The sequence below is a fragment of the Butyrivibrio sp. MC2013 genome, assembly GCF_000424585.1.
Classification (GTDB): Bacteria; Bacillota; Clostridia; order Lachnospirales; family Lachnospiraceae; genus Butyrivibrio.
Genome location: NZ_AUKE01000029.1, coordinates 1 through 13,775, shown reverse-complemented (window position 1 = coordinate 13,775; position 13,775 = coordinate 1). Strand labels below are relative to the sequence as shown.

20 protein-coding genes are annotated in these 13,775 nt (G+C 43.7%); 19 read left to right on the top strand and 1 reads right to left on the bottom strand.

Features of this window, described 5'->3' with window-relative positions; all coding sequences use genetic code 11:
• Positions 1-77: 77 nt before the first annotated feature.
• The 11 genes from rplO (at position 78) to rplQ (ending at position 7,503) form a co-directional block, all read left to right on the top strand.
• The gene (gene rplO, locus G636_RS0113110; protein WP_026508424.1) at positions 78-518 is read left to right on the top strand and encodes a 50S ribosomal protein L15; all 441 of its coding nucleotides are present in this window, start codon (positions 78-80) and stop codon (positions 516-518) included.
• Entirely contained in the window at positions 518-1,843 is a 1,326-nt protein-coding gene (gene secY / locus G636_RS0113105) for a preprotein translocase subunit SecY (protein WP_026508423.1), read from the top strand. Before rplO ends, secY begins: the two co-directional genes overlap by 1 nt.
• Positions 1,844-1,928: 85 nt before the next feature.
• On the top strand, positions 1,929-2,570 hold the full coding sequence (locus G636_RS0113100; RefSeq protein WP_026508422.1) for an adenylate kinase: 642 nt from the start codon (positions 1,929-1,931) through the stop codon (positions 2,568-2,570).
• 15 nt (positions 2,571-2,585) lie between these two features.
• On the top strand, positions 2,586-3,347 hold the full coding sequence (map, locus tag G636_RS0113095) for a type I methionyl aminopeptidase (RefSeq protein WP_026508421.1): 762 nt from the start codon (positions 2,586-2,588) through the stop codon (positions 3,345-3,347).
• A gap of 35 nt (positions 3,348-3,382) precedes the next feature.
• Positions 3,383-3,601, top strand: a complete 219-nt coding sequence (gene infA / locus G636_RS0113090; RefSeq protein ID WP_026504490.1) for a translation initiation factor IF-1 — start codon at positions 3,383-3,385, stop codon at positions 3,599-3,601.
• Positions 3,602-3,793: 192 nt separating this feature from the next.
• Positions 3,794-3,907 carry a 50S ribosomal protein L36 gene (gene rpmJ, locus G636_RS0113085; RefSeq protein WP_026508420.1) on the top strand — a complete coding sequence of 38 codons (114 nt, stop codon included), beginning with the start codon at positions 3,794-3,796 and terminating at the stop codon, positions 3,905-3,907.
• A gap of 327 nt (positions 3,908-4,234) precedes the next feature.
• A complete protein-coding gene (gene rpsM / locus G636_RS0113080) occupies positions 4,235-4,603 on the top strand; it encodes a 30S ribosomal protein S13 (protein ID WP_026508419.1) in 369 nt (122 codons plus the stop codon).
• Between the two features lie 69 nt (positions 4,604-4,672).
• Complete coding sequence (gene rpsK, locus G636_RS0113075) at positions 4,673-5,065, top strand: 30S ribosomal protein S11 (protein WP_026508418.1); 393 nt, start codon at positions 4,673-4,675, stop codon at positions 5,063-5,065.
• A gap of 118 nt (positions 5,066-5,183) precedes the next feature.
• A complete protein-coding gene (gene rpsD, locus G636_RS0113070; protein WP_026508417.1) occupies positions 5,184-5,777 on the top strand; it encodes a 30S ribosomal protein S4 in 594 nt (197 codons plus the stop codon).
• 49 nt (positions 5,778-5,826) lie between these two features.
• Positions 5,827-6,789 carry a DNA-directed RNA polymerase subunit alpha gene (locus tag G636_RS0113065; protein WP_026508416.1) on the top strand — a complete coding sequence of 321 codons (963 nt, stop codon included), beginning with the start codon at positions 5,827-5,829 and terminating at the stop codon, positions 6,787-6,789.
• Positions 6,790-6,951: 162 nt separating this feature from the next.
• A complete protein-coding gene (gene rplQ, locus G636_RS0113060; protein WP_026508415.1) occupies positions 6,952-7,503 on the top strand; it encodes a 50S ribosomal protein L17 in 552 nt (183 codons plus the stop codon).
• A 143-nt stretch (positions 7,504-7,646) separates the two neighbouring features.
• Here the strand turns inward: rplQ and G636_RS20590 are convergent, their stop codons facing one another.
• Complete coding sequence (locus G636_RS20590) at positions 7,647-7,808, bottom strand: hypothetical protein (protein WP_196803112.1); 162 nt, start codon at positions 7,806-7,808, stop codon at positions 7,647-7,649.
• Positions 7,809-7,973: 165 nt separating this feature from the next.
• Between G636_RS20590 and G636_RS18580 the strand changes: the two genes are divergently transcribed.
• The 8 genes from G636_RS18580 to G636_RS0113020 all read left to right on the top strand — a co-directional run.
• Positions 7,974-8,846 (top strand): energy-coupling factor transporter ATPase, encoded by an 873-nt coding sequence (locus G636_RS18580; RefSeq protein ID WP_334291199.1) that lies wholly within the window; start codon positions 7,974-7,976, stop codon positions 8,844-8,846.
• A complete protein-coding gene (locus G636_RS0113045) occupies positions 8,830-9,678 on the top strand; it encodes an energy-coupling factor transporter ATPase (RefSeq protein ID WP_026508414.1) in 849 nt (282 codons plus the stop codon). The genes G636_RS18580 and G636_RS0113045 overlap by 17 nt, the downstream gene beginning before the upstream one ends.
• A gap of 47 nt (positions 9,679-9,725) precedes the next feature.
• Positions 9,726-10,526 (top strand): energy-coupling factor transporter transmembrane component T family protein, encoded by an 801-nt coding sequence (locus G636_RS0113040; protein WP_026508413.1) that lies wholly within the window; start codon positions 9,726-9,728, stop codon positions 10,524-10,526.
• Between the two features lie 62 nt (positions 10,527-10,588).
• Positions 10,589-11,344, top strand: coding sequence for a tRNA pseudouridine(38-40) synthase TruA (truA, locus tag G636_RS0113035; RefSeq protein ID WP_026508412.1), 756 nt, complete (start codon positions 10,589-10,591; stop codon positions 11,342-11,344).
• A 232-nt stretch (positions 11,345-11,576) separates the two neighbouring features.
• Complete coding sequence (locus G636_RS20585) at positions 11,577-11,720, top strand: hypothetical protein (protein ID WP_196803111.1); 144 nt, start codon at positions 11,577-11,579, stop codon at positions 11,718-11,720.
• Between the two features lie 31 nt (positions 11,721-11,751).
• Positions 11,752-12,180, top strand: coding sequence for a 50S ribosomal protein L13 (gene rplM / locus G636_RS0113030; protein ID WP_035779692.1), 429 nt, complete (start codon positions 11,752-11,754; stop codon positions 12,178-12,180).
• 27 nt (positions 12,181-12,207) lie between these two features.
• Positions 12,208-12,606, top strand: a complete 399-nt coding sequence (rpsI, locus tag G636_RS0113025; RefSeq protein WP_026508410.1) for a 30S ribosomal protein S9 — start codon at positions 12,208-12,210, stop codon at positions 12,604-12,606.
• A 530-nt stretch (positions 12,607-13,136) separates the two neighbouring features.
• On the top strand, positions 13,137-13,775 hold a 639-nt coding region (locus G636_RS0113020), incomplete at its 3' end, for a reverse transcriptase domain-containing protein (RefSeq protein ID WP_035779591.1).

The following is a 13,775-nucleotide window of genomic DNA, read 5'->3' as shown; positions in this document are numbered from 1 at the left end:
AGACAGAAGATTAATTTCTTTTGTCTGCTGACGCCGTTTGGCGTCATAGTGATTTTCGCAGCGGGAAAGAGGATATTATGGAATTATCCAACTTAAGGCCGGCTGAAGGCTCTGTTCAGAGCGGCAATTTCAGAAGGGGCCGTGGACACGGTTCAGGAAACGGCAAGACAGCAGGTAAGGGACACAAGGGTCAGAAGGCTCGTTCAGGAGCTCCCAGACCGGGATTTGAAGGTGGTCAGATGCCTCTGTTCAGACGACTTCCTAAGAGAGGATTCAAGAACATCAACTCTAAGGATTTCGCAACAATCAATCTTGACAGACTTGAAGTATTTGAAGACGGAGCTGAAGTTACAGTTGCTGCTCTTATGGAAAAAGGCATCATCAAGAACGCAAAAGATGGTGTTAAGGTTCTTGGAGGCGGAGAATTAACTAAGAAGCTTACGGTTAAGGTAAATGCATTTACTGCATCTGCAAAGGAAAAGATCGAGGCTCTTGGTGGAACAGCTGAGGTGATCTGATGCTCACAACCCTAAAGAATGCATTCAAAATCAAGGAAATAAGAACTAAGATTATTTTTACGGTACTTATGCTGGCAGTCATCAGACTTGGCTCAGCAATCTCTGTACCCGGAATCAATGCTAGCGTATTCACTTCCTGGTTTAAGAATCTTCAGACCGGTGGAGAAGATGCATTTGGATTCCTCGGACGTATGACCGGTGGATCATTTGAGAACATGTCAATCCTGGCACTCAATATCACACCTTATATTACATCATCGATCATAATTCAGCTGCTTACTATAGCGATTCCTAAGTTCGAAGAGTGGCAGCATGATGGCGAAGAAGGACGTAAGAAGCTGACTAATATGACACGTTATTTCACTATTGGTCTTGCTCTTATCGAATCCATTGCTATGGCAGTTGGTTTCTACAACAACGGTTCCATGGTCAAATCGCAGAACTTGGTTTACTGCGTCGAGATCGTAGCAGCTCTGACCGCAGGTAGTGCATTTCTTATGTGGCTCGGAGAGAGAATTACTGATTATGGTGTAGGAAATGGTATTTCAATAGTCCTGACTATTAACATCATTTCCAGACTTCCTCAGGATATTCAGAGTCTTTATACACAGTACCTTAAGGGCAAATCAATTGTTCAGATGGTAGTATACGGACTTATTATCCTGGCAATCATTGTTGGAATGGTAGTACTTGTTGTTCTGCTCAATGATGCAGAGCGCAGGATCCCGGTTCAGTATGCAAAGAAGCTGCAGGGCAGACGCCTTGTAGGAAGCGGATCCTCTGAGATCCCTCTTAAAGTCAATACTGCAGGTGTTATGCCTATCATTTTTGCAATGTCACTTTTCCAGTTCCCGATCATTGTATCTTCACTTTTGAAGTACAGTGGAACAGGTATTTGGAGCGAAGTACTTTCATACCTGAATCAGAGCAGATGGTTTGACAGGACCAATTGGAAATATTCCATTGGACTTCTCTTATACATTCTTCTGATGGTATTCTTCGCATATTTCTATACATCGATTACATTCAATCCGCTGGAGATTGCAGATAATCTCAAGAAACAGGGCGGCTTCATTCCCGGCATCAGACCCGGCAAGCCTACCAGTAATTATCTGCAGACAGTATTGAACTACATCATTCTTATCGGAGTATGCGGACTGATCATAATCGCAGTACTTCCTATCATGTTCAATGGCCTGTTTGGAGCGAGCGTATCTTTTGCAGGTACATCACTTATCATCGTAGTCAGCGTAATCTTAGAGACGATCAAACAGATCGAATCCCAGATGCTTGTACGTAACTACAAAGGCTTTTTGGATGATTGATAATTAGCTGTAAAATATGGAGGACGGTGTTCATGGGCAGCCATGGCCCGGCCTCCTGTTTTCTTAAATTAAGGAGGTCAACTGAATGAAAATTATTATGCTTGGAGCACCCGGTGCCGGGAAAGGAACACAGGCACAGATGATCTGTGACAAATTCAATATTCCCCATATTTCCACCGGCGATCTCTTCAGAGCTAATATTAAAAACGGAACAGAACTTGGTAAGAGAGCAAAAGAATACATGGATAAGGGTCAGCTGGTTCCTGACGAACTTACAGTTGAACTCCTTCTTGACAGAGTAGCAAACGAAGATTGCAAGAATGGTTATGTTCTGGATGGTTTCCCGAGAACAATCCCTCAGGCTGATGTTCTGGATGCAAAGCTTACAGAGCTTGGCGATAAGGTTGATTTTGCTATCAACGTTGAAGTACCGGACGAGAACATCATTCGCAGGATGTCAGGAAGACGTGCTTGCCTTAAGTGTGGTGCTACATATCACATTGAGCATATTCCTCCGAAGACAGAGGGAATATGTGACAAGTGCGGTAGCGAGCTGGTTCAGAGAGATGACGATAAGCCTGAAACAGTTCAGAACCGTTTAAAGGTTTATCATGACCAGACTCAGCCTCTTATCGATTATTATGGTAAGAAGAATATCCTCAAGTCTGTAGACGGAACCAAGGATATGAATGATGTCTTTGCAGATATCGTAAAGATCCTTGAGTGATCGGAGACTCTGTATATGTCAGTGATCATTAAAAGCAAAGATCAGATTGCTTCTATGAGAGAATCCGGACAGCTCCTTGCTAAGCTGCATCAGGAATTACATGCGGCTATTCGCCCCGGTATATCAACTCTTGAGATTGATGAATTGGGTGAAAAGCTTATAGAACAAATGGGAGCAGTACCCAACTGTAAAGGCTATGAAGGCTTTCCTGCCTGCGTATGCATATCAGTTAATGAAGAGGTTGTTCATGGTATCCCATCCAAAGATAAGATACTGCAGGAAGGTGATATAGTAACCTTTGATACAGGACTTATTTACAAAGGATGGCATTCAGATGCTGCAAGGACTTGGGGCGTAGGAGAGATCAGCCCTGAGAAAGCAAGGCTCATCGAAGTTACCAGACAGAGTTTTTTTGAGGGAATCAAAAAAGCCAGAGCAGGTAATCATCTCTATGATATATCTCTTGAGGTGGATAAATACGTAACAGGCTTTGGCTATGGCATAGTCCATGAACTTACAGGTCACGGAATCGGACAAAGCATTCATGAAGAACCGAATGTACCCAATTACAGGCAGATCCGAAGAGGAATGAAGCTTCGGGAAGGAATGACCATATGTGTGGAACCCATGATCACTATGGGTAACAGACGTGTGGACTGGCTGGATGATGGCTGGACGGTTGTGACTGTGGACGGTCTGCCGGCTGCTCATTATGAAAATACTATTGCAATAACAGACGGTGAACCCGAAATATTAACTATGTTAGATGGAGAGTAACTAATAATAAGCCTGCGCTTAGCATGGAGGATAAAATGTCAAAAGCAGATGTAATTGAAATTGAAGGAAAAGTAATCGAAAAGCTTCCTAACACAATGTTCCGTGTAGAACTTGAAAATGGACATATAGTTCTGGCTCATATCAGTGGTAAGCTGAGACAGAACTTCATCAGGATCCTGCCCGGTGATAAGGTGACTATGGAATTGTCACCCTATGATCTTTCAAAGGGAAGGATCATTTGGAGAGATAAGTGATCATACACTTCCTTCTCCGCCGCAGCCAATAACTGCGGCGTTTTTTTACTTTTTTATTAAAAAGCCTTGCAAACAATATGATTTTGAAGTATACTGTAAGACGGTCTTCTGTGTGAAGGCTCTCTTTGCGTCCATTTATGGATAATGAGAGTTTTAAATAAATATGCAGTTTTCTGCAGGAAAGGAGTCGGGATGAAAGTAAGATCTTCTGTTAAGCCTATGTGCGACAAGTGCAAGGTCATTAAGAGAAAGGGCGTCGTAAGGATCATCTGCGAGAACCCCAAGCACAAGCAGAGACAGGGATAATTCGATTCGTCCGGACTTAATTGAAACTGTATGGGATTTAACCTATATAGATGATAAGTCTGTCGATTAATATATCGTAGAGCCTACGTATATTACTTTTTGATACCAATGATCATTGCGTATTGGAAAGATCGGATCCCGTCCGATTGGGCATGTAAATTCCGTTTACCCGATGATAAGGGACAGCTGGTCGGAGTTAAGGATCATAATTGATCCCGGTGCCTCAATCAAAAGTAACCGTGTGGCGCATAAATAAGGCATATGGCATCGAACCGGTCATATGTGTGCGTACATACCTTTAAAACAATTTATGGAGGAATTTTTAAAATGGCTCGTATTGCAGGTGTTGATTTACCAAGAGACAAGCGTGTTGAGATCGGTCTTACATATATCTATGGAATAGGCAGAACAAGCGCTTGCAAGATTATAGCAGCTGCCGGCGTTAATCCGGATACTCGCTGCCGTGACCTTACTGACGATGAAGTAAGAAAGCTTAGCGAAGTTATCGCTAACGATTACGAGGTAGAAGGTGATCTTCGTCGTGAAGTTGCAATGAACATTAAGAGACTGACTGAGATCGGATGCTATCGCGGAACTCGTCACAGAAAGGGACTTCCTTGCCGTGGTCAGAGAACAAAGACTAACGCAAGAACACGTAAGGGTCCTAAGAGAACAATCGCAGGCAAGAAGAAATAATTCAGTTACCCTGTAAATGCAGAATTTGATTCTGCTAATAACAATAGGAAGAAAGTAGGTTAGTTTACTATGGCAAATCAGAAAGCTGGCGCTTCCAAGAAGCGCGTTAAGAAAAACGTTGAACACGGTCAGGCACACATCCAGGCATCTTTCAACAATACAATCGTTACACTGACAGATGCTGCAGGAAATGCTCTTAGCTGGGCAAGTGCCGGTGGCCTCGGATTTAAGGGTTCAAGGAAATCTACTCCTTATGCTGCACAGGTTGCTGCTGAAACAGCTACAAAGGCTGCTCTTATTCACGGCCTTAAGACTGTAGATGTATTCGTAAAAGGACCCGGTTCAGGAAGAGAAGCAGCTATCAGAGCTCTTGCTGCTAACGGACTGACAGTTACAAGTATCACAGATGTAACACCCGTTCCCCACAATGGTTGCCGTCCGCCTAAGAGACGTAGAGTATAATCATTATTTTTTACTCAGAACACTATTAACCAGATTTGTTGGAAGAAGGTCGAGTCTCATAAGAGAACGATTGTAAACAACACCAGGATGAATATCCTGAAGAAAGGAGCCACATAACATGGCAGTAAACAGAACACCCATACTTAAGAGATGCAGATCACTTGACCTTGATCCTACATTCCTTGGATATGACAAGAAGTCCAAGAGAACACTGCAGAGATCAGGCCGTAAGATGTCCGAGTACGGACTTCAGCTTCGTGAGAAGCAGAAGGCTAAGTTCATCTACGGCGTACTTGAGAAGCCTTTCCGTAACTATTATGAGAAGGCTGATCGTATGAGAGGACAGTCCGGTGAAAACCTTATGGTCCTTCTCGAGAGAAGACTTGACAATGTTATCTTCCGTCTTGGTTTTGCAAGAACAAGAAGAGAAGCTCGTCAGGTAGTTCTTCACAAGTTCGTACTTGTAAATGGCAAGGTTATCAACGTTCCTTCATACCAGATCAAAGCTGGTGATGTTGTAGAGATCAGAGACAACGCTAAGTCCATGCAGAGATTCAAGGATATAGCTGAGATCGCCGGAACACGTCTTGTTCCTGAGTGGATCGATGCAGATAAGGAAAACTGGAAGGGTACAATTAAGCAGCTTCCTGCAAGAGACATGATTGATGTTCCTGTTGACGAAATGCTGATCGTCGAGCTGTATTCCAAGTAATAACTAGGCACTACAACTAACTGACGAAGCATATAAGGAGGAAATATCAGTGTTTGATTTTGAGAGACCCAATATTGAAGTTGCAGAAATCTCAGATGATAAGAAGTATGGCAAATTTGTAGTAGAGCCTCTGGAGAGAGGCTACGGTATTACACTTGGTAATTCCCTCAGAAGAATTATGCTTTCTTCTTTACCTGGTGCTGCTGTAAGTCAGGTCAGAATCGAAGGCGTTCTTCATGAATTCAGTTCTATCCCCGGTGTAAAAGAGGATGTTACTGAAATCATCATGAACATCAAAAACCTTGCAATTAAGAATAATTCCGAAACCAATGAGCCCAAGACAGCTTATATTGAGTTCACAGGTGACGGTGTTGTCAAGGCTTCCGATATTCAGGTTGATCAGGATATTGAGATCATGAATCCGGACCAGACAATTGCAACACTTTGCGGCGCTGATGCCAAGCTCTATATGGAGCTTACCATCACAAAGGGCAGAGGATATGTAAGCTCAGATAAGAACAAGAATGCAGATCTTCCTATCGGAGTACTTGCAATTGACTCTATCTACACCCCTGTAGAGCGCGTAAATGTAACAGTTGAGAATACCCGTGTAGGTCAGGTAACTGACTATGATAAGCTTACTCTGGATGTTCACACCAATGGAACTCTTGCTCCCGATGAGGCTGTAAGCCTTGCTGCAAAGGTTCTGTCCGAGCATCTGTCCCTGTTCATTGACCTGTCCGAGAATGCCAAGGCTGCTGAAGTCATGGTTACCAAGGATGAGAATGGCAAGGACAAGGCCCTTGAAATGAGCATTGATGAACTTGAGCTGTCAGTTCGTTCATTCAACTGTCTCAAGAGAGCCGGAATCAATACTGTTCAGGAACTTTGCAATAAGACTCCTGACGATATGATGAAGGTTCGTAACCTTGGCCGCAAGTCTCTTGAAGAGGTTCTTGCAAAGCTCAAGGAACTGGGTCTTCAGCTCAGAAACGGTGAGACTTTAGAGTGATAACCGTTAGTATCTAAGATATCTAGTACCCGCTGAAGGTAAAACCGACGTGTGCTGAGGCGGGTTCTCAGGTTAATTTGCAACATTTTGCAGGTAAGACCAATGCGCGCTGCAGAATGCACCATACAGAGGGAACTCTGTAATGAGAAAGGATTAAATATTATGGCAATGTACAGAAAACTCAGCAAAGCTAGCAAGCCCAGAAGGGCTCTTCTCAGGAACCAGGTAACACAGCTTCTTTACAACGGCAAGATCGTTACAACAGAAGCTCGTGCTAAGGAAGTTCGTCAGATCGCAGAGCATCTTATTGCTCTTGGCGTAAGAGAGAAGGACAATACTGAGACAGTTACTGTTAAGGTTAAGCACTGCAAGAAAGAGAACGGCAAGCGCGTTGTTCTTAAGAAGGTTATGAACAAGGATCATAAGTTCGTAAAGGTTTACGATTATGATATCACTGAGAAGGAAGTTACAAAGGACATGCCTTCACGTCTTGCTGCTAGACGTCAGATGTACAAGACTCTTTACAAGGTAACAGAAGTACCTGCTGAGACAAAGGGTCGCAGAAAGAACACAAAGGTTGTAGACATTACAGACAAGATCTTTGATGAGTACGCTCCTAAGTACGCAGATCGTAAGGGTGGTTACACTCGTATGATCAAGATCGGTCAGCGTAAGGGCGATGCAGCTATGATGGTTGTTCTTGAGTTGGTTTAATACACAGTATATTTTGTAATAGTATATATATTATTATGAAAAATAAAACGCAGGTCTACGGACCTGCGTTTTTTGGAAGATGAATGAAATTCATTTGAACGAATGAAATTATATTTATATAAGATATATAGTTAACATATATCTTAGGGATTATCAACGCTGCTTTCGCTTGTAGTGTAAGCTTTGTCCGGATATTTATTGGCATAATCCGCAAGGGTCTCCCCCGATGTCAGCAATCTGCTGGCAATAGAGCACCCAAGGATTATAGCTATTATGATTATTATTTCTTTACTATACTTTTTCATACATTTAATTGTATCATATATCTGCATGTTGTAGATTTACAGATAGACTAATACTTTTATATACAGAGAATTATTGGTATATATTACCAATTACAGTTGAGTATTCGTGCATTATGATGTTACTATGTAAACCGTGTAAAATGCACATTATTGGGATTGATTATGATGATTCGTAGTTCTGATCTAGTATTTGATTACATTAAGAGAGATGAGGAGGGTAATCCCTGCGGTAGCGTGAGAGCGTTGGACGGAGTCTCTCTTGATGTAGAAAAAGGCCAGTTTATAGCTGTGCTTGGACACAATGGCTCGGGTAAATCCACCTTGGCCAAGCATTTTAATGCTCTTCTATATCCTAGCGGAGGCACAGTATATGTGGGCGATATGAATACCATGGATGATAGTCATCTGTGGGATATCAGACAGACCTGCGGCATGGTCTTCCAGAATCCTGATAACCAGATCATAGGGCAGGTTGTTGAGGAAGATGTGGGCTTTGGCCCTGAGAATATGGGTGTACCCACAGAGCAGATCTGGGAAAGGGTGGAAGAGAGCCTGAGGATTGTAGGTATGGAGGAATATAGAAATTCTTCTCCTAACCGATTGTCCGGAGGCCAGAAGCAGAGAGTGTCTATTGCAGGCGTGATTGCCATGCATCCTGAATGTATAGTTTTTGATGAGCCTACAGCCATGCTGGATCCTTCCGGAAGGAGAGAGGTCATCAGAGCTGCCAGAGCACTCAATGATGTTGAGAAAATCACTATTATCCTGATCACTCATTACATGGATGAAGTGGTTTTTGCGGATCGTGTCTTTGTTATGGACGGTGGAAGTGTAGTAATGGATGGAAGTCCCAGGGAGATATTCTCCAGAGTTGATGAACTGGAGCACCTTAGGCTTGATGTTCCCCAGGTTACACTTTTGGCTCATAGATTACGCAAGGAAGGAATAGAGCTTCCCGAAGGAATCCTTACCAGAAAAGAGTTTATCAAGGAGCTGCGTGAGTATATCAGCAGAAAAGAAAATGTCACTAAAGCTTGATAATGTAAGTTATATATATGAAAGCGGTACTAATATGGAGCGCAAGGCCCTTGAGAATATCAATCTTGAGATCTCCAAGGGTGAATTTATAGGTATAATCGGTCATACCGGTAGTGGCAAATCCACTCTGGTAACATTGTTGAATGGGCTCATTTCACCTTCCGGTGGCAGTATTTACTGGGATGGTCAGGATATAAACGATAAGAGCTTTGACCGTAAAATGCTTAGATCCAAGGTGGGACTGGTTTTCCAATATCCTGAGCATCAGCTTTTCGAGGCGGATGTTTTTTCTGATGTGTGTTTTGGACCAAAGAACCTGGGTCTTAGCGCTGATGAAGTCAAAGAAAGGGCCTACAGAGCCATCAAGGATGTACATCTTGATGATAAGTATCTCAAGCAGTCCCCCTTTGAGCTCTCAGGAGGCCAAAAGAGGAGAGTTGCCATAGCAGGAGTGCTTGCAATGGGGCCTGAGATCCTGGTGCTTGATGAGCCCTGTGCGGGACTTGATCCAAAGGGCAGAAATGAGATACTGGATCTTCTTTCCTCTCTTCATGAGAATGAGGGTATTACAGTGGTCCTGGTATCTCATAGCATGGAAGATGTAGCTGATCACGCTGACAGAATCGTAGTGATGGATAAGGGACATATTGTCTACGATGAAGCACCAAAGAGAGTATTTGGCCATGTTCATGAACTTGAAGAGATGGGCTTGTCCGTGCCAGAGGTCACTTATATCATGAATGACCTTGCAGATGAGGGATTTGCTGTATCCAGGGATGTTACTACAATAGATGAAGCGGTAGCTGAGATTAAGAGATTAGTCGAGAGATGATCACTATATATTTTGCGGATGCTATTTCCCGGCTTGGAGGAATATAAATGCTCAGAGATATCACCCTAGGGCAATATTATCAAACTAAATCACCAATACATGAGCTGGACCCCAGAGTGAAGCTCATAGCAACCTTTGCTTTTATTATCTCACTTTTCCTTGTGAATTCTTATGTGGGATATGTTATCGCTCTTATATACCTTGCTTTGGCCATAGGCTTATCCAGAGTTCCTTTTTCGTATATCACAAGAGGCATGAAAGCGGTAGTAATGCTGCTTATGATCACTGTGCTCTTTAACCTGTTTCTTACGCCCGGAGAGCTGCTCTGGAGCTTTGGAGTACTAAGGATCACCAGGGAAGGCGTGGTGATCGCATCCAAGATGGCTATCAGACTTACTATGCTGATAATAGGTTCTTCGCTGATGACGCTTACTACCACTCCTAATCAACTTACAGACGGATTGGAATCGGTTCTGTCGCCTCTCAAGGTGATCAAGGTCCCTGTTCACGAGATATCCATGATGATGTCCATAGCTCTCAGGTTTATCCCTATTCTCATGGAAGAGACTGACAAGATCATGAAAGCTCAAATGGCCAGAGGCGCTGATTTTGAATCAGGCAATGTTTTTAAACGCGCTTCCAATATGGTACCTCTTTTGGTGCCTCTGTTTATCTCTGCGTTTCGAAGGGCTAATGACCTGGCTATGGCCATGGAGGCCAGATGCTACAGAGGCGGAGAGGGAAGGACCAGGATGAAGCCCCTGGTGTACAGCTCCAAAGATTATATTGCATATCTGGTGATCGCACTTTTCATGTTTATGATAATAGCTGCAGGAAGGCTCTTTTAAGTTGGAGATCGCTAGTTGCCAGCTAATGCATAGATCATTATAAGGGCAAAAGGAGAAATATAATGCCAAGAGTGATGCTGACCGTGGCATATGATGGAACTAATTATAATGGATTTGCATATCAGCCGTCTGCAGTTACTATTGAAGGCAGGATCAATGAGGCGCTTACGGATCTGACAGGATGTGAGACCTGTGTATCCGGGGCCAGCAGGACTGATGCGGGCGTGCATGCCCTCGGGAATCTTGCGGTATTCGATACAGACAGCAGGATCCCGCCTGATAAGTTTGCACCGGCACTTAACAGCCGCCTTCCTTCAGATATCAGGATAGTGTCTTCCTGCAGTGTTGCAGATGATTTTCATCCCAGAAAAAGAGCTTCTGTCAAAACATACGAATACAGAATCAGAAATTCTAAAACAGAGCTTCCAACAGACAGACTCTATACCTCTTTTTGCAGCTTCCCTCTTGATGAGAAAAAAATGGAAGAAGCGGGGGCTTTTCTTGTAGGGGAGCATAATTTTACGTCCTTTTGCAATGTGGAATCCCAGGCATTAAGCCATGTTCGCAGGATATATAGCCTTAGCTGCAAAAGAGAAGGCGAGTACGTGACTATTATTGTACGTGGTGGAGGCTTCCTCTATAACATGGTCAGGATCATCGCAGGGACCCTTATGATGGTAGGCAGGGGTAAAATAGCACCAGAGGATGTTAAAGGTATCCTGGAGGCTTCTGACAGGTCTAAAGCAGGTCCTACTGCTCCTCCCCAGGGCTTGTTCCTTATTGGATATGAATTTCCGGGTGAGGATGTCATAAAATAACTATAATTCTGAAGATAACCTGCAATTCAGGGTCCATATATATCTGAGATTAGGCAGGAATTAATGAAAACACTTGACAAATCAATAAAAATAAGGCTAAAATAGATTGCTGTGCGATGAAATTACCGCGCACCTAAAACGACAACTTCATATGAATTTCCCGGTAAGATTTCATATGATTTTATGAAGGAGCGTCTGCGTCACGAACAGACAATGGTCTCTTCCACGGACCATGGACTCCTTAGCGGATCAGGCTTATCCACCCGATTCGCAGGGAGAATGCAATGCATTCATCCCCATAGCTCAAGGCATAGGTCAGGTGAAGGGCCTGTGCATCGCAGAAGAGGCTGGCGGCAGTGCTTTTCTGTACACTTAAGTTCTGTATAAGTAATTATGGAGGTAACATAATGAAGACATTTATGCCGAGCGCAGCTACAGTAGAGAAGAAATGGTATGTAGTTGATGCTACAGATAAGACTCTGGGCCGTCTTGCAACAGAAGTTGCAAATGTTCTTAGAGGCAAGAACAAGCCCACATTCACACCCAACATTGATACAGGTGATTTCGTGATCGTTATCAACGCTGAGAAGATCAAGGTTACCGGCAAGAAGATGGATCAGAAGATTTACTGGCACCACACAGATTACGTTGGAGGTCAGAAGCAGGCTACACTTCGCGAGATGTTAAACACTCATCCTGAGAGAGTTATCGAGCATGCTGTAAAGGGTATGCTTCCCAAGGGATCCCTCGGAAGAGCAATGTACACAAAGCTTCACGTATATGCAGGACCGGAGCACAATCATGCTGCTCAGAAGCCTGAAGTACTGGATTTTTAATTCGTGGGATTGAAAGGAGAATTCAAAATGGCTAAAGCAGCTAGTTTTTACGGCACAGGCAGAAGAAAGAGCTCTGTTGCAAGAGTATATCTTCTTCCCGGCAAGGGCAATATCACAATCAACAAGAGAAACATTGATGAATATTTCGGTCTTGAGACACTTAAGACTATCGTTCGTCAGCCCCTCGTAGCTACAGAGACTTCTGAGAAGTTCGACGTAGTTGTAACAGTTAAGGGCGGCGGAACAGCAGGCCAGGCTGGAGCTATCCGTCATGGTATCTCCCGTGCACTGCTTCAGGTTGACTCTGATGAGTTCAGACCTACACTGAAGAAGGCTGGTTTCCTTACAAGAGATCCTCGTATGAAGGAGAGAAAGAAGTACGGTCTCAAGAAAGCTCGTAGAGCTCCTCAGTTCTCAAAGAGATGAGAATATCTGCAGTTGCAGATTACAGAACCCCAGGTTTTACCTGGGGTTCTTTTTTATTGTGCGCCTAGCGGCGCACGTTTCTAACGGGTTAAAGTCCCGAATCCGCCTGGTAGTGGGAAGGATATAGCCGAAGGCAAGGGTGTCCGCCGCGAGGTGGAATCTGAAGGAAGCTGGATGTGGGAAACACACTAACCCACGGGCAAATCTCTGGTCTGACGAACAGAAATCTCATATGAGGTCATGCATGAGGGTAAGGCTGCAATTCAAGTCAAAGCCCAATAACTACACGGAATCATGCATGATAAATGAGACAGATGGATGGAGAGGAAGAAACGTGTGGTACCTAGGGAGGTCTGTGTGAAACGCTCTGAAAGGAGTAACCACCGTACAAGGAAACGAGGCGGTGCTGAACACGCAGAAGTCAGCAGAGGTCATAGTAGGGATATGGACATGGAAACATGGACATGCTAACCGAAGGACCGAATCAGTAGGAGTCTTAAGTATGACCGAGAAAGGAGGAATGACCGTTAATGGCAGAAAACATGGATAATAATGGCTGTTTGCAAAGAGATAGTGCGGAACACGAAGGGTATGCGAAAGCGCCTAGGTCATTCAATCGGATATGGAAAGAAAGAGACAGTGCACAGCCGAAGCTCTTGGAAGCGATACTGTATAAGGACAACTTTAACAGAGCGTATAAAAGAGTTAAGGCAAACAAGGGAGCGCCAGGTATTGATGGTATGACCATCAAAGAGGCACTTCCGTACCTTAAGGAACATCAGCAGGAGTTAATTGACCGCATATACCGCGGTAAGTATACTCCATCGCCAGTCAGGCGAGTTGAGATTCCAAAACCAGATGGTGGTGTGCGTAAGCTTGGCATACCTACCGTGATAGACCGAACACTCCAACAGGCAATAACTCAACAGTTAGTGCCAATCTATGAACCGTTGTTTGTGGACGGAAGCTACGGCTATCGTCCTAACAGAAGCGCAAAGGACGCTATACAGAAGGTAAAAGAATACGCAGAACAAGGTTACACTTTTGCAGTAGTCTTGGATTTATCAAAGTATTTCGACACCTTGAATCATGAAATCCTTATCAATCTCCTCAGAAAGAATGTGAAGGATGAACGTGTAGTTCAACTAATAAAGCGCTATCTGAAAAGT